The organism is Microbacterium enclense (assembly GCF_004022425.1).
GTDB classification, from domain to species: Bacteria; Actinomycetota; Actinomycetes; order Actinomycetales; family Microbacteriaceae; genus Microbacterium; species Microbacterium enclense_A.
This window is the reverse complement of sequence record NZ_RBZY01000052.1, coordinates 1-20,387: the sequence shown is the minus strand read 5'-3', so window position 1 is coordinate 20,387 and position 20,387 is coordinate 1. Positions and strand designations below refer to the sequence as shown.

General features: G+C 69.6%; 19 protein-coding genes. 10 read left to right on the top strand and 9 right to left on the bottom strand.

Annotation, left to right across the window (positions count from 1 at the left end; genetic code table 11):
• Positions 1–46: 46 nt before the first annotated feature.
• Entirely contained in the window at positions 47–2,020 is a 1,974-nt protein-coding gene (locus D8Y23_RS13150; RefSeq protein WP_240663900.1) for a BglG family transcription antiterminator, read from the bottom strand.
• 122 nt (positions 2,021–2,142) lie between these two features.
• Between D8Y23_RS13150 and D8Y23_RS13145 the strand changes: the two genes are divergently transcribed.
• The 7 genes from D8Y23_RS13145 to D8Y23_RS13115 all read left to right on the top strand — a co-directional run bounded on the left by D8Y23_RS13145 (position 2,143) and on the right by D8Y23_RS13115 (position 8,642).
• Positions 2,143–2,469 (top strand): PTS sugar transporter subunit IIB, encoded by a 327-nt coding sequence (locus D8Y23_RS13145; RefSeq protein ID WP_128218572.1) that lies wholly within the window; start codon positions 2,143–2,145, stop codon positions 2,467–2,469.
• Positions 2,470–2,492: 23 nt separating this feature from the next.
• Positions 2,493–2,768: an HPr family phosphocarrier protein gene (locus D8Y23_RS13140; protein ID WP_128218571.1), complete on the top strand. Its 276-nt coding sequence runs from the start codon at positions 2,493–2,495 to the stop codon at positions 2,766–2,768.
• Between the two features lie 15 nt (positions 2,769–2,783).
• Positions 2,784–4,466 (top strand): phosphoenolpyruvate--protein phosphotransferase, encoded by a 1,683-nt coding sequence (gene ptsP / locus D8Y23_RS13135; protein ID WP_128218570.1) that lies wholly within the window; start codon positions 2,784–2,786, stop codon positions 4,464–4,466.
• A 53-nt stretch (positions 4,467–4,519) separates the two neighbouring features.
• Entirely contained in the window at positions 4,520–6,175 is a 1,656-nt protein-coding gene (locus D8Y23_RS13130) for a PTS mannitol transporter subunit IICB (protein ID WP_128218569.1), read from the top strand.
• 100 nt (positions 6,176–6,275) lie between these two features.
• Positions 6,276–6,713 (top strand): PTS sugar transporter subunit IIA, encoded by a 438-nt coding sequence (locus D8Y23_RS13125; RefSeq protein WP_128218568.1) that lies wholly within the window; start codon positions 6,276–6,278, stop codon positions 6,711–6,713.
• A complete protein-coding gene (locus tag D8Y23_RS13120; RefSeq protein ID WP_128218567.1) occupies positions 6,710–7,861 on the top strand; it encodes a mannitol-1-phosphate 5-dehydrogenase in 1,152 nt (383 codons plus the stop codon). Before D8Y23_RS13125 ends, D8Y23_RS13120 begins: the two co-directional genes overlap by 4 nt.
• A gap of 1 nt (position 7,862) precedes the next feature.
• Complete coding sequence (locus D8Y23_RS13115; RefSeq protein WP_128218566.1) at positions 7,863–8,642, top strand: alpha/beta hydrolase; 780 nt, start codon at positions 7,863–7,865, stop codon at positions 8,640–8,642.
• Positions 8,643–8,782: 140 nt separating this feature from the next.
• Here the strand turns inward: D8Y23_RS13115 and D8Y23_RS13110 are convergent, their stop codons facing one another.
• The 8 genes from D8Y23_RS13110 to D8Y23_RS13075 all read right to left on the bottom strand — a co-directional run bounded on the left by D8Y23_RS13110 (position 8,783) and on the right by D8Y23_RS13075 (position 18,387).
• Complete coding sequence (locus D8Y23_RS13110) at positions 8,783–9,889, bottom strand: adenosine deaminase (RefSeq protein ID WP_128218565.1); 1,107 nt, start codon at positions 9,887–9,889, stop codon at positions 8,783–8,785.
• 23 nt (positions 9,890–9,912) lie between these two features.
• Positions 9,913–11,202 (bottom strand): thymidine phosphorylase, encoded by a 1,290-nt coding sequence (locus tag D8Y23_RS13105; protein ID WP_128218564.1) that lies wholly within the window; start codon positions 11,200–11,202, stop codon positions 9,913–9,915.
• A complete protein-coding gene (locus tag D8Y23_RS13100) occupies positions 11,199–11,600 on the bottom strand; it encodes a cytidine deaminase (RefSeq protein ID WP_058595516.1) in 402 nt (133 codons plus the stop codon). Before D8Y23_RS13100 ends, D8Y23_RS13105 begins: the two co-directional genes overlap by 4 nt.
• A 44-nt stretch (positions 11,601–11,644) precedes the next feature.
• Positions 11,645–12,943 (bottom strand): ABC transporter permease, encoded by a 1,299-nt coding sequence (locus D8Y23_RS13095; protein WP_128218563.1) that lies wholly within the window; start codon positions 12,941–12,943, stop codon positions 11,645–11,647.
• Positions 12,940–14,304 carry an ABC transporter permease gene (locus D8Y23_RS13090; RefSeq protein ID WP_205797161.1) on the bottom strand — a complete coding sequence of 455 codons (1,365 nt, stop codon included), beginning with the start codon at positions 14,302–14,304 and terminating at the stop codon, positions 12,940–12,942. The genes D8Y23_RS13095 and D8Y23_RS13090 overlap by 4 nt, the downstream gene beginning before the upstream one ends.
• A complete protein-coding gene (locus D8Y23_RS13085) occupies positions 14,301–15,821 on the bottom strand; it encodes an ABC transporter ATP-binding protein (protein ID WP_128218562.1) in 1,521 nt (506 codons plus the stop codon). The genes D8Y23_RS13090 and D8Y23_RS13085 overlap by 4 nt, the downstream gene beginning before the upstream one ends.
• Before the next feature lie 154 nt (positions 15,822–15,975).
• Positions 15,976–17,076 (bottom strand): BMP family lipoprotein, encoded by a 1,101-nt coding sequence (locus tag D8Y23_RS13080; protein WP_240663899.1) that lies wholly within the window; start codon positions 17,074–17,076, stop codon positions 15,976–15,978.
• A 192-nt stretch (positions 17,077–17,268) separates the two neighbouring features.
• Positions 17,269–18,387 (bottom strand): mannose-1-phosphate guanylyltransferase, encoded by a 1,119-nt coding sequence (locus tag D8Y23_RS13075; RefSeq protein ID WP_128218561.1) that lies wholly within the window; start codon positions 18,385–18,387, stop codon positions 17,269–17,271.
• Between the two features lie 236 nt (positions 18,388–18,623).
• On the opposite strand from D8Y23_RS13075, the gene sdhC reads away from it, so the two are divergent.
• From sdhC to D8Y23_RS13060, 3 genes are all read left to right on the top strand, one after another.
• Positions 18,624–19,058 (top strand): succinate dehydrogenase, cytochrome b556 subunit, encoded by a 435-nt coding sequence (gene sdhC, locus D8Y23_RS13070; protein WP_128218560.1) that lies wholly within the window; start codon positions 18,624–18,626, stop codon positions 19,056–19,058.
• Entirely contained in the window at positions 19,058–19,513 is a 456-nt protein-coding gene (locus D8Y23_RS13065) for a succinate dehydrogenase hydrophobic membrane anchor subunit (RefSeq protein ID WP_128218559.1), read from the top strand. The genes sdhC and D8Y23_RS13065 overlap by 1 nt, the downstream gene beginning before the upstream one ends.
• A 47-nt stretch (positions 19,514–19,560) precedes the next feature.
• The coding region (locus tag D8Y23_RS13060; protein WP_128218558.1) for an FAD-binding protein at positions 19,561–20,387 on the top strand (827 nt) is incomplete at its 3' end.

Genomic DNA, 20,387 nt, shown 5'->3' with positions numbered 1-20,387 from the left:
CCGGGGCGACAGAAGTGGCCCCGGGGCCACTTCCCCACACCCGACGTCAGCCGTCGATCACCGCGACGAGCTCGTCGAGGAACGCGGGGAAGTCGGTCGCGCGTCGCACGATGCGCTGCACGCTGTCGCGCTCGCTGAATACCTCGACGAACTGCTCGAAGACGGTCTGGAACGCCTCGCGGTCGGCCTCGGAGAACGCCACGAGCGCCACCACCTGCACTCTCCCCTCGCCCCAGGGGATCGAGGGGTCGGCGATGCCGATCGCGATGCGCGTCTGCGTCGCGGTCATGCCCATCGCGTGCGGCACGGCGAGCGCGTCGGTGAACGCCGTCGACGAGATCGCCTCGCGCTCCACCGCCCGATCCACGTAGTCGTCGTCGATGACCCCCTCCGCCACCAGCAACCCGCCCAACCGACGGATGACCCCGGCCTCGCCGCCGTCGGCATCCACGCCCCGGACGAAGGCCTCCGGCGAGAAGTACCGCTCGAGCTCGGCGCGGAGCCGCGCGAGGCGCCGCGCGCGCCGTACGCGGGATGCCGCCGCCTGCACGCGCTCGACGTCGGCGTCCGTGAGGAACGGCTGGATCCGCACGAACCGCTCGACCGGTCGCGGCGGGTCGATCGTGGTGAGCACGAGGTCGGTGTCGATCGAGTCCCACGCCGGGTCGATGCGCGTCTCGACACCGACGACCTCGATCGCCTGGCCGAGCGAGCGGTCGACGCTCGAGCGCAGCAGCTCGTGCAGTTCGTAGTACCCGGGGCACACGATCGTGGCCGTGAGCAGCTGGTCGGAACGCCGACTGCGTTCGAGGCGCCCGCCGACGTGCATCGCGATGTAGGCGATCTCGTCATCGAGGATCGGGATGCCGAGGGCGTCCTGCAGTCCCTTCGCGATGTACACCGCGACCTCGAAGATCATCGGGTACGTCGACTTCAACGACCGCGTCAGGGGGTTGCGCGACCACGCCTGTTCCCGCGAGCGGTGCAGCAGGTTCTGCACGTGAAGGGCGAGGCGCAGGACGAAGTCGTCGTGCGCGATGTCGACGAGGAACTGGGATGCCGCGGCCTCGACGACCGCGCGCACGGCCTGCTCGACCGCCGGGTCGAGGCGCGATCGCACGTCATCGGCCGCGGGAGCGCCGGGGGCGACGATCCGCGTGAGGACGAGGGTCGCGAGGTGCCGGAGATCGCCCGCGCCGAGCTGCACACCGATGTGCTTGAGCGTGAGGCGATCGAGGAGGTCCGCGACGGCGTTCGCGGCATCCGAGGACTCCCCGGCGGCAGCCCCGAGGCCCCGGTCGCGCGTGACCCGGTCGGCGGCGATCGCGATGTGCATGACCACGTCGCCGATGCCGATCTCGTTGACGAAGTAGCCGAGCGCCCCGAGTTCGGCGACGAGCTCGGCCTTGAACGGCCCGAACGCCCGTGCGCCGACCGATCGCTCCCCGAGCGTGCGCCGCAGGGCGTCGAGGTCGAACATCCCGGCATCCATCTCGTCGTGAGCGAGCTTGGAGAGGAGCCGCCGCTGGGCGACCTCGGTCCCGCGCAAGCGAGCCGTGGATGCCGAGCGCTCGAGGGTCAGCTCCGTTCCGCCGAGCAGACCCCGCACGCGAGCGAGGTCGGCTTCGAGCGTGGCGGCGCTGACGTGCAGCGAGTCGGCGGTTTCGAACACGTCGATGCCGTCCGCGGAGTCGAGCAGCCGCCGGACGAGCGTGTGGAGCCGGTCGCGCGGCGTGCCGCTGTCGGCCGGGGAGCCCGAGCGCAGGGCGACGGCCGCGTCGGTGCCCGCGCGGTAGCCCAGCGGGCCGGACTCGACCGCGGCTCCCCCGGGAACGCGCGCGTTCAGCGCGGTGACGTACGAGCGCACGCTGCGGGGGGTCACGCCCAGCGCATCCGCCAGAGACGCGGCCGTGGACCACTCCGCGTCCCGCAGCAGCAGGGCCAGCAGGCGGTCTTGGCGAGCTTTCGTCGTCACGATCCGTCCTTCGCGCCGTCCCCAGAATGGCAGCGCTCCCTCCATCCAACCACGCGGCTCCGCCCCCGGCGCCGGGGGCGCGGCATCCATGTTCCGGGGGGTGGGAAACGAACCTGGTTGTCCGCTGTGAACACGATGCCCAGAATCGAGGGGAAGGAGGCGGGTCGATGAGGATCCTCGTGGTGTGCGGCGCGGGTGCGTCGAGCACATTCGTCGCACAGCGTGTTCAACGCGCCGCCCACGATCGCGGCCTCCGTTATTCCGCTTCGGCGGGAACCGTGCGGTCGCTCCCGAACGACCTGTTCGAAACCGACATCGTCCTCGTCGGTCCGCACCTCGGTTCCGAGCTGGAGTGGATTCGACAGGATGCCGCGACACGGGGGGTGCGGGTCGTGCTGCTGCCCGAGGACGTCTTCACCGACCTGACCGGAACCCGCACGCTGGCCCTCGTGGACGAGGCCACGAGCGCGCGGGAATCCGCGGACACCGTCTGACCCGCCGCCGGAAAGGAACACCCATGCCCCAGATCACCCGGACGGTTCGCATCGGCTCGTCGCACGGCTTGCACGCCCGCCCCGCGAAGCTCTTCGCGCAAGCGGCCAAAGAGTCTGGCATCCCGGTGACCATTGCGAAAGACGCGGGAGCCCCGGTCAACGCAGCAAGCATCCTGGGGATCATCGCGCTGGGCCTCGAGCAGGGCGATTACGTCACGCTCACCGCCGACGGCGACACCGCCGACGCGACGCTCGAGCGCCTCGCCGAGCTTCTCACCACCGACCACGACGCCGAGTAAAGGAACCACAGAAACATGACGGAACTCCGCGGAGTCGGAATCGGACTGGGCGTCGCCCAGGGACCGGTCGCGCGCATGGCCGAGCCCCTGCCCGCACCGAAGGACGCGCCCAGCGAGCTGTCGGTCGAGGAGGAGACCGCGCGCGTGCGCGAGGCCGTCGGTGCGGTCGCGCGCGAGCTCGAGGCGCGCGGCGCTCAGGCCGGCGGCGCGGCACGCGAAGTCCTCGAGGCCCAGGCGATGATCGCCGAGGACCCGACCCTCGAAGCCGAGGTCGACGCGCGCCTGACCGCCGGGAAGACCGGCGAGTTCGCCGTCCACGACGCCTTCGCCTCGTTCCGCGAGCAGCTGGTCGCCCTGGGCGGCTACCTCGGCGAGCGCGCCGCGGACCTCGACGACGTCGCCCAGCGCGTCATCGCGCGCCTCAGCGGCGTCGCGGCTCCCGGCGTGCCGGACCCGGGCCACCCCTTCGTGCTGGTTGCGAAGGACCTCGCCCCTGCCGACACGGCGCTTCTCGACCTCGACAAGGTTCTCGCCCTCGTGACCACCGAGGGCGGCCCCACGTCGCACACCGCGATCCTCGCGCGCGAGAAGTCGATCGTCGCGGTCGTCGGCGCGAGCGGCGCGAAGGACCTGGCCGACGGTCAGACGGTGATCGTGGATGCCGCCGCGGGCGTCGTCACGGTCGACCCGAGCGACGACGACCTGGCGCGGGCCAAGAACCGCGCCGACGCGCGCGCGTCCGCCGCCTCCGCCCCGATCACCGACGGCGCTCTCGCCGACGGCACGAAGGTGCCGCTGCTGGCGAACCTCGGCAAGCCCGGCGGCGCGGCTGAAGCCGTCGAACTCGGCGCCGAGGGCGTCGGCCTCTTCCGCACCGAATTCCTGTTCCTCAGCTCCAGCTCCGCCCCCACCGTCGAGGAGCAGCGCGCCGCCTACGTCGAATTGCTCAGCGCGTTCCCCGGCAAGAAGGTGGTCGTGCGCGTGCTGGACGCGGGCGCGGACAAGCCGCTCCCCTTCCTCAACGACGCGCACGAGGAGAACCCCGCGCTGGGTCTCCGGGGCCTGCGCGCCCTCCGCGCGAGCGAGGACATCCTGCGCGAGCAGCTCACGGCCCTCGCCGAGGCGGATGCCGAGACCCGGAAGTCCGCGGCGGGACCTGCCGATCTCTGGGTCATGGCGCCGATGGTGTCGACCGTCGAGGAGGCCCGGTACTTCACCGGCCTCGCCAAGGAGTACGGCCTGAAGACCACGGGCGTGATGGTCGAGGTGCCCTCCTCGGCGCTGCTCGCCGACCGCATCCTGCAGATCGCCGACTTCGCCTCGATCGGCACGAACGACCTGACGCAGTACACCCTCGCCGCCGATCGACTGCTCGGTTCGGTCGCCTCGTTCCAGGACCCCTGGCATCCGGCCGTCCTGCGCCTCATCCGCGAGGTCGGCGCCGCAGGACGGGCGAACGGCAAGCCCGTCGGGATCTGCGGCGAGGCCGCCGCCGACCCGCTGCTGGCCGTCGTGCTCGTCGGACTCGGTGCGACCACGCTGTCGATGGCCCCCACGGCCCTCGCCGACGTCCGCGCCACCCTGCTCGCCCACACTCTCGACGATGCCCGCCGCATCGCCGAGGCAGCCCTGGCCGCCGATGACGCGGCCTCCGCCCGGGAGGCCGCCCAGGCCGCCTCCACCACCACCGCGGCGTGAGCCGCGACACACCCCGCGACCCCGGTCGCATCCCTACACAAGGAGAAACAGCAATGACGACGGCGTCTACAGCCAAGAAGCCGGGAGGAGCACGCGTCGCGGTCCAGCGATTCGGAACGTTCCTCTCCGGCATGATCATGCCCAACATCGCGGCGTTCATCGCGTGGGGCTTCATCACCATGCTCTTCATCCCGGCCGGATTCTTCGGCGCGGACAGCCCGTTCGGCTGGCACTGGGCCCCCGTCGCGGAGATCATCGGCGGCGGCGGGGACGCAGCGGCCATCGGCTGGCCCGGGGCCATGACGGCGCTCACCGAGGGCGACAACGGCACCTACCAGGGCTACGTCGGCCTGGTGAGCGTCATGATCACCTACCTCCTGCCCCTGCTCATCGCCAACACCGGTGGCCGCATGGTCTACGGCGCACGCGGTGGCGTCGTGGCGACGATCGCCGTCATGGGCGTCATCGTCGGCACGAACATCCCGATGTTCCTCGGCGCGATGATCATGGGCCCGCTCGCGGCGTGGATCACCAAGCAGATGGACAAGATCTGGGACGGCAAGATCCGGCCCGGCTTCGAGATGCTGGTGAACAACTTCTCCGCCGGCATCCTCGGCATGGTCCTCGCGATCGTCGGCTTCTTCGCCTTCGGTCCGGTCTTCCTCGGCATCAGCGCGTTCCTCGGCGGCATCGTCGGCTGGCTCGTTCAGTACAACCTGCTTCCGGTGCTGTCGGTCATCGTCGAGCCCGCAAAGGTGCTCTTCCTCAATAACGCGATCAACCACGGTGTCTTCACGCCGCTCGGCATCGAGCAGGCGGCAGAGACGGGCAAGTCGATCCTGTTCCTCATCGAGGCCAACCCCGGCCCCGGTCTCGGCCTCCTCCTCGCGTTCACGTTCTTCGGTGTCGGCGCGGCCAAGGCCTCGGCCCCGGGCGCGATCATCATCCAGTTCTTCGGTGGCATCCACGAGATCTACTTCCCGTACGCCCTGGCGAAGCCGATGACGATCCTCGCGCTCATCGCCGGTGGCGCCGCGGGTGTGACGACGAACATGATCTTCGGGGGTGGACTGGTGTTCCCGGCCGCACCCGGCAGCATCATCGCCGTGACGGCCGCCGCCATCGGTGCCGGACCGGCGAACCTGCTGGTCGTGTACCTCTCGGTCGTCGTGGCCGCTGTGGTCACGTTCCTGGTCGCGGGTGTCATCCTGCGCGCCTCGCGCAAGCGCGACCTCGCGGCCGAGGGCGGCGACGACGCGTTCGCCGCGGCGATCGACCAGACCGAGGCCAACAAGGGCAAGGAGTCGTCGGCGCTCGGCGGCCTGCGCTCGCGCACGTCGAGCGACGTCACCGCGTCCGCCGATCACGACGTCGAGGGTGCCCTGGGCGGCCTCGGCGGTGCCGTCGCCACGAAGCAGGTGAACGCGATCGTGTTCGCGTGCGACGCGGGCATGGGCTCCTCGGCGATGGGCGCGAGCGTCCTGCGCAACAAGATCAAGAAGGCCGGGATCGAAGGGGTCACCGTCACCAACGCGGCGATCGCGAACCTCGACGGCACGGCCGACCTGATCATCACCCAGAACCAGCTCACCGACCGCGCGAAGGCGCAGAACCCCGATGCGATCCACGTGTCGGTGGACAACTTCATGAACTCGCCGAAGTACGACGAGGTCGTGGAGATGGTCCGCAGCCAGCACGAAGCGAAGTAACACCCATACGGAGGGGCTGGGGCACAACCCCGGCCCCTCCGTCTTCCCGTCCGGCCCGTGTTTTGCGAGGCTGGACAGCACGACGAGAAAGGCGAGAACCATGTCGAACGTCCTCCGCATCGAATCGGTCCGCATCCACCCCGGCAGCGCCACGCGCGAAGAGGCCATGAAGGAGGCCGCCGACCTGCTCGAGGCCACCGGCTCCGTCACCGGCGAATACTTCTCCGCCATGCAGCAGCGCGAGGAGACGGTGTCCACCTACATGGGCAACGAGCTCGCGATCCCGCACGGCACCAACGAGACCAAGCAGGCGATCCTCGCCTCGGGCCTGTCGGTCGTCCGCTACGACGGCGGCGTCGACTGGGGCGGCGAGCCCGTGACGTTCGTCGTCGGCATCGCCGGCAAGGGTGACGAGCACCTCGAGATCCTGTCGCAGATCGCCATCCTCTTCTCCGAGGAGGATGACGTCGCCCGTCTGAAGGCCGCCTCCTCGCCCGAGGAGCTCTACGAAGCCCTCTCGGGCTCCGTCAACGCATGAAGGCCGTCCACTTCGGGGCCGGCAACATCGGTCGCGGCTTCGTCGGTCTGCTGCTGCACGAGGGCGGCTACGACCTCGTCTTCTCCGACGTCGCGGCGCCGCTGGTCGCCGCGATCAACGCGGCATCCGAGTACACCGTCCACGAGGTCGGCGAGGGCGGCACCGACAAGACGGTGACCGGATTCCGCGCGATCGACAGCTCGACGGATGCCGAGACCCTGGTCGACGAGATCGCCACCGCCGACGTGGTGACCACCGCCGTCGGCCCCACGATCCTGAAATTCGTGGCGCCGCACATCGTCGCGGGGCTGGCGCTTCGCGACCCCTCGCTCGCCCCGCTGCAGATCATGGCGTGCGAGAACGCCATCGGCGCGACCGATCAGCTCCGCGAGCACGTGGTCGAGATCGCCGGGGACTCCTGGGACGCCCTCGAAGCCCGCGCCGTGTTCGCCAACACGGCGGTCGACCGCATCGTTCCGGCACAGGCCGGCGGCGGCGTCGACGTCACGGTCGAGCCCTTCTACGAGTGGGCGATCGAGCGCGGCCCGTTCGGCGACACCCCGCCGCACATTCCGGGCGCCCACTTCGTGGACGATCTGGCGCCCTACATCGAGCGCAAGCTTTTCACCGTCAACACCGGGCACGCCACCACGGCGTACTTCGGGGCGCAGGTGGGGATCGAGCGGATCTCGGACGCCCTGGCCGACCCCGCGATCGCCGCCAAGGTCGAGGCGACGCTCCAGGAGACGAGCGCCCTTCTCGTGCAGAAGCACGAGCTCGACGCCGAGGTGCAGGGGCAGTATCGCGACACGATCCTGCAGCGCTTCCGCAACCCCGCGCTGCCCGACACGGTGTGGCGGGTCGGACGTCAGCCGCTGCGCAAGCTCTCACGGCACGAGCGCTTCGTGGGCCCCGCCGCCGAGGCGATCGAGCGAGACCTCCCCGTCGATGCGCTCGTCGCCGCGATGGCGGCGGCCCTGGAGTTCCAGGATGCCGAGGACGCCCAGGCCGTGGAGCTCCAGCGCCTGCTCGGTGAGCTGGATGCCGCCGGATTCACCGCCCAGGTGACCGGCCTCGAGCCGCAGCACCCGCTGTTCGCGCGCGTGGAGGAGATCGTCGCGGCCCGTCAGGCCGCACTACGCTCGTGAGGTGACCGACACCTCCCCGTCCGCCGACGGGGCGCCCCGTGCGCCCCGTCGGCGTTTTCGCGCCCTGCGCTGGATCCTGGGCGGCCTCGGCGCCCTCGTGGTCGTGGCGGTCGTCGGCATCCTGATCTACAGCCAGGTCGGTGTCATGGGCGCTGAGCCCGACCCGCTCGCCGAAGCACGGGCCGACCCCGGCCTGACGATCACCGAGGATGCCACCGCGGTGATCCTGACGCCGACCTCGGGCGACACCGGACGCGGTCTGGTTTTCATCCCCGGCGCGAAGGTCGACGCGCTCGGGTACGTCGCGACGTTGACCGACACCGTCGTCGACGACGGCGTGACGGTGGTGATCACGCGCCCGTGGCTGAATCTCGCCTTCTTCGACCCGCGACCGCTGTCGACCTTCACGGACCTCGCCCCGGACGTGCGCGCGTGGGCGGTGGGCGGCCACTCCCTCGGCGGCGTGCGCGCGTGTCAGCTCGCCGGGGACGCCGACGCGCTGGTGCTGTTCGCCTCGTACTGCGCGAACGACCTGTCGGCATCCGGTCTTCCCGTGCTGAGCCTCTCGGGTTCGGAGGACGGCCTGTCGACTCCGCTGAAGATCGCCGACGCCGCGGAGGAACTCCCGGTGGACGCGGAGTTCGTCGAGATCCCGGGCGCCTCGCACGCCTCGTTCGGCGCTTACGGCCCCCAGCCCGGCGACGGCACGCCGACGGCGGATCCCGCCGAGGTCGACCGCATCATCGCCGAGCAGCTGGACGCGTTCCTTCCGGAACCCTGACGCTCGGCCGACCCGCGGGCAGTGCCGGTGTGCGCGGGGGCGAAACGTTGAGTGTCCAAAACACGCGGATGCAACGTGGGCTCGTCCGCGTGTTCTGGACACTGAAGCGTGTGAGCTGCGCCGTGGCCCGACAGCGCGGGTCAGCGCTGGAAGCCCTCGGCGATGATCTCGATGAGCTCCTCGCGCTCCTCCACCGGCAGGAAGGCGCCGGCTGCGGCGTTCAGCTGGAAGGCCTCGAGATCGTCGAGGTCGTAGTCGAAGGCCTGCGCCAGCAGTCCGAGCTCGCGGGTCAGGGTCGTGCGGCTCATGAGGCGGTTGTCGACGTTCACCGTGACCGAGAAGCCCAGCTGGTACAGAAGGTCGAACGGGTGGGCGTCGAGGGTGTCGCCCCACGCCGTGATCGCGCCGCTCTGCAGGTTCGAGGTCGGCGACAGCTCGAGCGTGATCTCGCGGTCCCGCACCCAGCGTGCCATGTCACCGAAGGTGACGAGCACCTCCTCGCCCTCTCGCGAGACGACGTCCAGGTCGTTGGCGATCCGCACGCCGTGGCCGAGGCGCACGGCTCGCCCGTCGAGGAGGGCGGAGCGGATGGATGCCAGTCCCGCACCCTCGCCGGCGTGCACCGTCGCGGGGAAGAACTGCTCGGCGAGGTAGTCGAACGCCGCACGATGGTTCGAGGCCGGGAACCCCTCCTCGGGACCGGCGAGGTCGAAGCCCACCACGCCGCGCCCGCGCCAGGCCACCGCCAGCTCGGCGATCTCGCGCGAGCGCGACCCCTGCCGCATGGCGGTCAGCAGCTGACCCACCCGGATGTCCTTGCCGCGGGCGTCCGCGGCGTCCTCGCCCTCTTCGATGCCCTCCTGCACGGCATCCACGACGTCGTCCAAGCTCAGGCCGCGCGTGCGGTGCTGCTCGGGAGCCCACCGCACCTCGCCGTAGACGACGCCGTCGTCCGCGAGGTCCTCGACGAACTCCTTCGCCGCCCGCACCAGCCCCTCACGGGTCTGCAGCACGCCGACGGTGAGCGAGAACTTCTCGAGGTAGTCCTCGAGCGAACCGGACTCGACGTGGTCCGCGAACCAGTCCTCGAGGCCCGCGGCGTCGTCGGCGGGCAGGTCGAGGTCGAGGTCGTCGGCGAGCTCGAGCACCGTCTGGGCGCGCATGCCACCGTCGAGGTGGTCGTGCAGAGAGACCTTCGGGAGGCTTTTCAGCTTCTTGCCCTGGATGCGGACGTCGTCGGTGGCCATGGTGCTCCTCGGGTCGGATGCCATCACGCGGTGATGCGCTCGCGCACGAGCGGGGTGCGCGCGGGAGCGGTGTCGCCGATCTCCCACGCCCCCTCGACCGCGGCGAGGGCGCGGTCGAAGCGCGACTCATCATCGGCCGAGAGAGTGAACAGCGGCTGGCCGGCAGCGACCGTGTCGCCCACTGTGACATGGAGATCGATACCGGCGGCGTGCACGACGGCGTCCTCCGCGCGCGCGCGTCCGGCGCCCAGACGCCACGCGCCGATGCCGAAGGGCAGCGCCTCGACGCGGGTCACCACGCCGCCGCGGTCGGCCACGACGGTGTGCGTCTCCCGCGGGGTCGGGAGCGCGGCATCCGGGTCGCCCTCCTGGGCGCGGATCATCCGCTTCCACACGTCCATGGCGCGACCGTCGGACAGAGCGGCCTCGACGTCGGCATCGGGCTGGCCGGCCAGCGTCAGCATCTCGCGGGCGAGGGCGACGGTGAGTTCGACGACGTCGGCCGGGCCTCCCCCGGCGAGCACCTCGACGGACTCGCGCACTTCGTTCGCGTTGCCGATCGCAAGCCCGAGGGGGGTGTTCATGTCGGTCAGGAGCGCCGTGGTTCTGACGCCCGAGTCGGTGCCCAGGGCGACCATGGTCTCCGCGAGCTCGCGCGCCCGGTCGATGTCCTGCATGAACGCGCCGGAGCCGAACTTCACGTCGAGCACGAGCGAGTCGGTGCCCTCGGCGATCTTCTTCGACATGATGCTCGAGGCGATGAGCGGGATCGCCTCGACCGTGCCGGTCACATCGCGCAGCGCGTACAGCTTCTTGTCGGCGGGCGCGAGCCCCGTGCCGGCCGCGCAGATGACAGCACCGACGTCCGCGAGTTGCGCGAGGATCTCGTCGTTGGAGAGCGCGGCCCGCCAGCCGGGGATCGACTCGAGCTTGTCAAGGGTTCCGCCGGTGTGGCCGAGGCCTCGGCCCGACAGCTGCGGCACGGCGACGCCGAATGCGGCCACGAGCGGTGCCAGCGGCAGCGTGATCTTGTCACCGACGCCGCCGGTGGAGTGCTTGTCGACCGTCGTCTTGTCGAGAGACCCGAAGTCCATGCGCTCGCCCGAGGCGATCATGGCATCCGTCAGCACCCGGATCTGGTCACGGCCGAGACCGTTCAACAGGACCGCCATCGTGAACGCCGACATCTGCGCGTCCATGACGTAGCCACGCGTGTAGGCGTCGACGAGCCAGCGGATCTCGCCCTCGGTGATCGATCGTCCGTCGCGCTGGGCGCGGATGATGTCGACCGCGTCGTACTGCTCCGCGCTCATCGGGCGGCCTCCTCGAGGTCACGGGGGCCGAAGGCGTCGGGGAGGACCTCGTCGATGGTCCGGATGCCACTGACCGTCTCGAGCAGCATGCCCGGGATGGCGTGCTCGAACAGCAGCTGTCGGCAGCGACCGCACGGCATGAGGGTGCGCCCCTCGCCGTCGACGCAGACGAACGCGACGAGTTGACCGCCACCGCTCATGTGCAGTTCGGACACGAGCCCGCACTCGGCGCACAGGGTCACCCCGTAGGAGGCGTTCTCGACGTTGCACCCCGAGACGATCCTCCCGTCGGCGACGAGCGCCGCCGCGCCGACCTTGAAGCGGGAGTAGGGAGCGTAGGCGCGGTGCATGGCCTCGGTGGCTGCGGAACGGAGTTCGTCCCAGTCGATGTCGGTCATCGTGGAGCGGAGGGTCCTCTCGTGAAGGGGGGAACGGGGCCGGGTCAGCCCTTGACGTACGGTTTGCCGGCGGCCGCGGGTCCGCGGACCTTCCCGACGAGACCCGCGACGGCGAAGATCGTGACGACGTACGGCAGCATGAGCATGAACTCGCTCGGCACGGGCGATCCGATGACGCCCAGCGTGTTCTGCAGGTTCGATGCGAAGCCGAACAGCAGGGCCGCCAGCGTCGCGCGAATCGGGTCCCACTGGCCGAAGATGACCGCGGCGAGAGCAATGTAGCCGGCGCCCGCCGTCATCTCCTTGTTGAAGGCGCCGACCGAGCCGAGCGTGAAGAAAGCGCCGCCGAGACCGGCGATCGCGCCGCCCAACGAGACGTTCCAGAACCGCGTGCGGGCGATGTTGATGCCCACGGTGTCGGCCGCCTGGGGGTGCTCGCCGACGGCGCGCAGGCGGAGTCCCCAGCGGGTGTGGAAGAGCCCGACGTAGACCGCGACCACCGTGACGTACATCAGGTAGACGATGATCGTCTGGTTGAACAGCATCGGCCCGATGATCGGGATGTCGGCGAGCACCGGGATGGGCAGGCGGGCGAAGCGCGGCGGCGAGTTGAGCAACGCGGAGTTGGGGGCCAGCAGCTGCGAGAACAGGAAGCTCGTCAGCCCGACGACGAGCACGTTCAGCACGACGCCGACGATGACCTGGTCGACGAAGTACTTGATGGCGAAGGCCGCGAGGACGAAGGACACCAGCACGCCGGCGACCGCGGCGGCCGCGAGCCCGATGTACGGGTTGCCGGTGAGTGTCGCCACGATCGCAGACGTGAAGGCGCCGGCGAGGAGCTGCCCCTCGATGGCGATGTTCACGACACCGACGCGCTCGCTGAGCACACCGCACATGGCACCGAAGATCAGCGGGACCGAGAGACTCAGGCCGCCGGCGAGGAGCCCGGTGAGCGGAATGACGGCGGTGGTAGCACCCGCGGCCGCCCACGTGAGGAAGCCGACCATGAACACCACGGCGAAGATCACCGCGAGCCACACCGGCGGGCGACGACGGGCACGCACCATCAGGACGCTCGCCAGGGTCACCAGGGCCAGCAGCACCGTGCAGACGGCGGCCGTGACGACGCCCCCGAGCACGACCTCGGGGAGCTGGATGAACTCGCCGGGGCTGGAGATGCGGAAGACGGCGTCGCCGTCCTGCCGGGCGATGACGAAGAGCACGGCGGCGAGCACAGTGATCACGCCGTAGACGATCGGGGCCTTCCAGCTCACGACGACGGCTCTGTCGAGCGTGGCGGCCGCGGGAGTCGCCTCGGGGTGTGCGGCGGTGGTGCTCACCGGACCGCCTCCTTCTTCTTGGTGGCGCGCGCCTTGGGCTGGTGCGCCCCGGGGGCCGGCAGACGGAAGATCGCGCGCACCAGGGGCGGGGCCGCGATGAAGAGGACGATGAGCGACTGCACGACCAGGACGATGTCGATCGGCACGCCGTTCGCGGCCTGCATGGAGAAGCCACCGGCCTTGAACGCGCCGAACAGGATGCCGGCGACGAGAACGCCGACGGGAGTGGAGCGGCCGAGCAGGGCCACGGTGATCGCGTCGAAACCGATGCCCGCGTCGATGCCGCTGGAGAAGCCCGTGGTCACGGTTCCCAGCACCTGGTCGACCCCGGCGAGGCCGATGAGGGCGCCGGAGATGAGCATCGCGTACACGTACATCGACTTGACGTTGATACCGGCGACGCGCGCGGCGTGGGGATTCAGCCCGACGGCGCGGAAGCGGAAGCCGAGCGATGAGCGCTCGAGGATCCACCAGACGAGCACGACGGCGGCGATCGACAACACGAACCCGAAGTGCAGGTTGTAGCCGGGCCCGAGCAGGTCGGGGAAGACGGCCGTCTCCTTCATCGCCGGGGTCGTGGGGTTGTTCGAGCCGGGGGCCTGGAGCAGCCCGGGGGTGCGCAGCATGTAGTACACGAGGTAGAACGCGACGTAGTTGAGCATGATCGTGACGATCACCTCGTGCGCGCCCGTCCGCGCTTTCAGCACGCCCGCGATGCCGGCCCAGATCGCACCGGCTGCGACACCCGCGACCAGAGCGACGAGGGCATGCAGCCCCCATGGCAGGTCGAACGCGAAGGCGACGTAACCGCCGGCGGCCGCGGCGACGAGCATCTGCCCACGACCGCCGATGTTGAACATGCCGACGCGGAACGCCAGCGCCACGCCGAGACCCGCGGCGATCAGCGGCGTCGCGAAGGTGAGGGTCTCCGTCAGCGGACGGATGCCGGTGGCGAACTCGGGGCGGCGGAAGTTGTAGATCGCGCCTTGGAAGAACGACGCGTAGGCCCCGGACACCGACTGCCAGATCGCGGCCAGGGTGTCGAGCGGTCGGGCGAAGAAGTAGGCGGACGCGGCCTGGACGTTCTCGTCGGTGGCGGCGATCATGATCGCACCGGCCAGGAGAGCCAGGACGACGGCGAGCACGGAGATGATCGCGTTGCCGGTCGCGATCTCACGCAGAGCTCGGCGCCATCGGTTCTCCTCCTCGCCCGGCGGCGGCGTCACGACGCGAGCACCGGCGGCGGAGTCGACCGCCGCCCCGCTCTCGAGGGCGACGTCGGCGTCGGTCGCGCTCGTCACCTCTGCGGCGCGGTCGGCGCGGGCAGCCGTGGGATCCTGCGGGCTGTGCGGATCGCTCACGCGGCCACTCCTTCGTTCTGGGGCGCTTCGCCGGCCATCATGAGGCCGAGGACGTCACGCGAGGTGTCACCGGGGACGATGCCGACGACGCGACCGCGGTACATGACCATGATCCGGTCGGCGAGGGCCGTGACCTCGTCGAGCTCCGTGGAGACGACGATGACGGGCACACCCGCGTCGCGGGTCTCGATGACACGCTTGTGGATGAATTCGATCGACCCCACGTCCACGCCGCGGGTGGGCTGGGCGGCGACGAACAGGCGAAGGTCTCGGCTCAGCTCGCGGGCGAGCACCACCTTCTGCTGATTGCCGCCGGACAGGCGGCCGACCGGCGTCTCGATGGACGGAGTGCGCACGTCGAACTCGCTCACCTTGTCGCGGGCGAAGTCGGCGAGCGTGGACAGCTGCAGGGTCCCGCCCTTCACGAACGGAGCGCCGTCCGCGCGGTCGAGCATGAGGTTCTCGGCGATCGAGAACTCCCCCACGAGCCCGTCCTCCTTGCGGTCCTCGGGAACGAATCCGACGCCCGCCTCGAGCACCGAGCGGACGCTGCGACCCGTGAGCTCGCTCGCGTCCAGCACGATGGAGCCTTCGACGCGATCCTGGAGGCCCAGAAGCGCCTCGGTGAGCTCGGTCTGGCCGTTGCCCTGCACGCCCGCGATGGCCAGGACCTCGCCGCGTCGGACCTCGAAGCTGACGTCGTTGACGACCCGTTGGCCGATGGCATCCACGACGGTGAGGTGGGAGACCGACAGAGCGACGTCGCCGAGCGTCGGCGCCTCCTTCTGCACGGTCAGCTCGACGGCGCGTCCCACCATCAACGAAGCGAGTTCGGCGTTCGACGCCTGCGGGTCGGCCTCGCCGACCACCTTGCCGAGGCGGATCACCGTGATGCGGTCGGCGACCTCGCGCACCTCGCGCAGCTTGTGGGTGATGAAGACGATCGACGTTCCCGCGGCCCTGAGCTGACGCATGATGGCCATCAGCTCGTCGGTCTCCTGGGGGGTCAACACGGCGGTCGGTTCGTCGAACACGAGCACCTTGGCATCCCGGGAGAGGGCCTTGATGATCTCGACGCGCTGCTGCACGCCGACGGGCAGGTCGTCGACGAGGGCGTCGGGGTCGACGTCGAACCCGAAGCGATCGGAGATCTCCTTCACCTTCGCCCGCGCGGCGGCCAGGTCGAGACGCCCGCCGAATTTCGTGGGTTCATGGCCGAGCATGACGTTCTCGGCGACGCTGAAGACGGGGATCAGCATGAAGTGCTGGTGCACCATGCCGATACCCGCGCGCATCGCGTCACCGGGTCCGGCGAAGTGCTGGACGGCGTCGTCCAGCAGGATCTCTCCCCCGTCGGCCTGGTACAGGCCGTAGAGGACGTTCATGAGGGTGGACTTGCCGGCACCGTTCTCGCCGAGCAGGCAGTGGATCTCGCCGGCCTCGACGGTGAGGTCGATGTGATCGTTCGCCACCAGGGATCCGAAGGTCTTCGTAATCCCGCGGAGTTCGAGCTTCATGTTCCCGATCCTAAGTTCTGTGGCACCGCACGCAGGGTGTGCGGCGGCGAAGACCCGTCTCGTGGACGGGTCCGTTTCTGAGCGAGCGGGCTCGCAGCCCCATAAGGGAGGGGAGGCCGGCACGAAGCCGGCCTCCCCGAGAAGAGTGGATCTCTCAGCCGGCCAGGTAGGACTCGACCGAGATGGTGCCACTGATGATGTCGGCCTTGAGCGCGTCGACCTGGGCGGTCAGCTCAGCCGGGACACGGTCGGACCAGTCGTGGTACGGCGCGAGGCCGACGCCCTCGTTCTCGAGGGTGCCGACGAACGGCGCGGCGTCGAACTCGCCGTTACCGGCGGCCACGATCGCGTCCTTGGTTCCGACGTCGATGCCCTTGAGGATCGAGGTCAGCAGCAGGTCGCCCACGGAGGGGTCGGTCTCGTAGACATCGGCGTCGACACCGACGAGGGCGATCTCGCGGCCCGCGTCCTGGATGGCGACAGCGGCCGACTGGTAGATCGGACCGCCGACGGGCAGCAGCACGTCGACGTTCTGGTCGATGATCGCCTGCGCGGTCTGGCGCGCGGTGTCGTTGGCCTCGAAGCCACCGGTGAACGAGCCGTCCTGGGCGGCGCGGTCCCACCCGACGACGCGGACCGAGGTGCCGTTGTCGGCGTTGTACTTCTCGACGCCCTGCGCGAAGCCGTCCATGAAGATGGTCACGGTCGGGATGTTGATGCCACCGAAGGTGCCGACGACGCCGGTCTTGGAGACACCGGCGGCGAGGTAGCCGGCGAGGTACGCGGCCTGCGCGGTGTCGAAGATGATCGGCTTGATGTTGGGGGCGTCGGTCTGGCCGTCGAAGTCGCTGTCGACGGTGTCGTCGATCGAGACGTACTCCACGTCGGCGTTGGCCGTGGCCGACTCGAGCGCGGCGGGCGCCAGGAGGAAGCCGACCGTGACGATCGTGTTGCAGCCCTGGTCGACGAGGCTCTGCAGGTTGGAGGCGTAGTCGGTCTCGGACTGCGACTCGACCTCGATGGGGGTCTGCGAGCCGAGCTCCGTCGCGGCGGCGTCGACGCCTTCCTTACCGAGCTGGTTGAACGACTTGTCGTCGAATCCACCGGCGTCCGACACCATGCAGGGCAGGTAGTCGCTGGCGCCGGCATCGGCCGATGCGCCGTTGCTCTCGGGTGCGGCGCCGCAGCCGGCGAGCAGCACGGCTGCGCCGATCATGGCGAGGCCGCTGACGACGGCCTTCTTCGTGGTCTTCACGAATGGTCCTCCAAGACGGGGGCCCCGACGGGTTCGGGGACGATGGAGTCACGTTACCCACTGTGACGATTCGCTTGTGTCCCGGGACGGGCCGCGCGCGCCAATGGTTACAAAGACGCAATCTCACGTCATGCGCGCGCCACACAGCGCGCACAGGACGGTACTGGATGCCGCAGGCAGTGGCATCCAGTATCAGAGGACGTCGCCGCGCCCGGTGAGCTTGAGCGCGTCTACGACGCCCTTGACGCGCTGGGCGTTCTCGCTGGTCGTGACCAGGAGGGCGTCGGGGGTGTCCACCACGACGATGTCGCGCACGCCGATGAGGCTGATCACGCGCTTGGTCTGGGTCACGACGATGCCGCTGGAGGCATCCGCCAGCACCCTCGCGTCCTCGCCGAGGATGGCCAGTTCGTTGCGGCCCCCGGAGGAGTTGAGCTTGGACAGGCTCGCGAAGTCGCCCACGTCATCCCAGTCGAAATGACCGGGGATGACGGCGAGGCGGCCCTTCTCGGCGGCCGGCTCGGCGACCGAGTAGTCGATCGCGATCTTCTTCAGGCCCGGCCAGATGCGGTCGACCGCCGGACCGCGGCGATCGCGGTCGTCCCACGCGTCCGCCAGTTCGAGCAGGCCCGCGTGCAGTTCGGGCTCGTTCACGGCGAGTTCGGCCAGCAGGACGTCGGCACGGGTGATGAACATGCCCGCGTTCCAGAGGTACGCGCGATCGGAGAAGTACTCCTTCGCGGTGTCGAGGTCGGGCTTCTCGACGAAGCGCTCCACCGTGTACGCCTCGGGGGCGCCGTCGACGATGAGCTCGTCCGCCTGCTTGATGTAACCGAAACCGACGCTCGGCTCGCTGGGCTGGATGCCGATGGTGCAGATGTACCCCGCGCGGGCGACCGCGACGGCCTGACGTACCGCGAAGTCGAACTGGCGCGTCTGCCGGATGACGTGATCGGCGGCGAAGGACCCGATGATCACGTCGGGCTCGCGCCGGACGAGGATCGCGGCGGCGAGGCCGATCGCGGCGCTCGAGTCGCGCGGCTCGGACTCGAGGAAGACGTTGTGGTCGGGCACGCCCGGCAGTTCCCGTTCCACCGCCGCACGGTGCGCGCGGCCCGTGACGACGGCGATGCGATCGGTTCCGGACAGGGGCGCGAGACGGTCCCATGTATCGCGCAGGAGCGTCTGGCCGGAGCCGGTGAGGTCGTGGAGGAACTTGGGGGCATCGGCTCGGGAAAGCGGCCACAGGCGGCTGCCGATCCCTCCGGCGGGGATCACGGCGTAGAAGTCGTCGATAGCAGGTTCGGCCATGGCACCGACCTTACCGGGAGCGACGTGGCGTTCCCGTGACCTTCGACGAACGGATGCCACGGCGAAACCGGACGGAGATCGTCGGGACATCGACGTCGAACTATCTCGACATCGAGAGAGTGTTAGGCGACCCTCATCCCCCCGTTTCATAGGCCGGCCGTAGTATTCAAGGGCGCCCGTGTGACGCTCGGGGCCTGTGCGGGCCCCCACACCGTGTTCGATCAGGGAGGACGACCGTGTCAGCACCAGCACGTGCCACGCTGTCGGTGAAAGAGACCACGTCGCGAGTGCCGCGCGGGACGCTCTACCGCGGCCGAGAGGGAATGTGGTCCTGGGTTCTCCACCGCATCACCGGGGTGGCGATCTTCTTCTTCCTGCTCGTCCACATCCTCGACACGGCCCTCATCCGGGTCTCGCCCGAGGCGTACGACGCGGTCATCGGGACCTACAAGAACCCCATCATGGGCCTGGGCGAGGTCGCCCTCGTGGGAGCCATCGCCTACCACGCCTACAACGGTCTGCGCATCATCCTGGTCGACTTCTGGCCGTGGGCCACGCGCCACCAGCGCCAGCTGTGGTGGGGCGTCCTGGGCCTGTGGGTCGTCACGATGCTCGGCTTCACGCCGCGCCACCTCATCAACGTGTTCAGCGCCGTCACGGGGAGCCACTGATGTCCGTCGCCCAGGAAGCCAGCACGATTCCCGCTCCCCGCACGCCCACCGTGCGGAAGAAGGGGACGAACCTCGAGAAGTGGGGCTGGATCTACATGCGCGCGTCCGGCGTGCTGTTGATCGTCCTCATCTTCGGCCACCTCTTCGTCAATCTCATGACGAACGACGGCATCCACCAGATCGACTTCGCCTTCGTGGCCGGCAAGCTCGCCTCGCCGTTCTGGCAGTGGTGGGACGTCCTGATGCTGTGGCTCGCCCTGATCCACGGTGCGAACGGCATGCGCACCATCGTCAACGACTACGTCACGAACGCCCAGGTGCGCCGCATCCTGGTCGGGTCGCTGTGGGTTTCCGCCGGGTTCCTGATCCTGCTCGGCACGCTCGTCGTCTTCACCTTCGACCCCTGCCTCGGTGTCACCGAGAGCAGCTCCCTCTGGGAGATCTGCCAGGCGTGAGCCGTGGCATCCTCCTTCCCGCCTGAGACAGCAGAGGCATTGCACACGTGAGCACTCAGACCAGCTCGGACACGATCGTCAAGGACGGCGTGCACTACCACCAGTTCGACATCGTGATCGTCGGCGCCGGTGGCGCCGGCATGCGCGCGGCGATCGAGGCCGGTCCCGGCGCCAAGACCGCCGTGATCTCGAAGCTGTACCCGACGCGCTCGCACACCGGCGCAGCGCAGGGCGGCATGGCCGCCGCGCTCGCGAACGTCGAAGAGGACTCGTGGGAGTGGCATACCTTCGACACCATCAAGGGCGGCGACTACCTCGTCGACCAGGACGCCGCGGAGATCCTCGCCAAGGAGGCGATCGACGCCGTCATCGACCTCGAGAACATGGGCCTGCCCTTCAACCGCACGCCCGAGGGCAAGATCGACCAGCGACGCTTCGGCGGTCACACCGCCGATCACGGCAAGACCCCGGTCCGCCGGGCCTGCTACGCCGCGGACCGCACGGGCCACATGATCCTGCAGACGCTGTTCCAGAACTGCGTCAAGCTCGGCATCAATTTCTTCAACGAGTTCTACGTCCTGGACCTCGTCACGCTGAAGGACGACGCCGGCAAGACCCAGGTCGCCGGCGTGGTGGCGTACGAGCTCTCGACGGGCGACCTGCACGTCTTCCAGTCCAAGGCCGTGGTGTTCGCCACCGGCGGCTTCGGCAAGATCTTCAAGACCACCTCCAACGCGCACACCCTCACCGGTGACGGCGTCGGCATCGTGTGGCGCAAGGGCCTGCCGCTGGAGGACATGGAGTTCTTCCAGTTCCACCCGACCGGCCTCGCCGGCCTCGGCATCCTGCTGACGGAAGGCGCCCGCGGCGAGGG

Coding starts and splice junctions, on each gene's coding strand:
- D8Y23_RS13150 (WP_240663900.1), bottom strand. CDS start 2,020: ATGGAGGGAGCGCTGCCATTCTGGGGACGGCGCGAAGGACGGATCGTG.
- D8Y23_RS13145 (WP_128218572.1), top strand. CDS start 2,143: ATGAGGATCCTCGTGGTGTGCGGCGCGGGTGCGTCGAGCACATTCGTC.
- D8Y23_RS13140 (WP_128218571.1), top strand. CDS start 2,493: ATGCCCCAGATCACCCGGACGGTTCGCATCGGCTCGTCGCACGGCTTG.
- ptsP (WP_128218570.1), top strand. CDS start 2,784: ATGACGGAACTCCGCGGAGTCGGAATCGGACTGGGCGTCGCCCAGGGA.
- D8Y23_RS13130 (WP_128218569.1), top strand. CDS start 4,520: ATGACGACGGCGTCTACAGCCAAGAAGCCGGGAGGAGCACGCGTCGCG.
- D8Y23_RS13125 (WP_128218568.1), top strand. CDS start 6,276: ATGTCGAACGTCCTCCGCATCGAATCGGTCCGCATCCACCCCGGCAGC.
- D8Y23_RS13120 (WP_128218567.1), top strand. CDS start 6,710: ATGAAGGCCGTCCACTTCGGGGCCGGCAACATCGGTCGCGGCTTCGTC.
- D8Y23_RS13110 (WP_128218565.1), bottom strand. CDS start 9,889: ATGGCCACCGACGACGTCCGCATCCAGGGCAAGAAGCTGAAAAGCCTC.
- D8Y23_RS13105 (WP_128218564.1), bottom strand. CDS start 11,202: ATGAGCGCGGAGCAGTACGACGCGGTCGACATCATCCGCGCCCAGCGC.
- D8Y23_RS13100 (WP_058595516.1), bottom strand. CDS start 11,600: ATGACCGACATCGACTGGGACGAACTCCGTTCCGCAGCCACCGAGGCC.
- D8Y23_RS13085 (WP_128218562.1), bottom strand. CDS start 15,821: ATGAAGCTCGAACTCCGCGGGATTACGAAGACCTTCGGATCCCTGGTG.
- D8Y23_RS13075 (WP_128218561.1), bottom strand. CDS start 18,387: ATGGCCGAACCTGCTATCGACGACTTCTACGCCGTGATCCCCGCCGGA.
- D8Y23_RS13065 (WP_128218559.1), top strand. CDS start 19,058: ATGTCCGTCGCCCAGGAAGCCAGCACGATTCCCGCTCCCCGCACGCCC.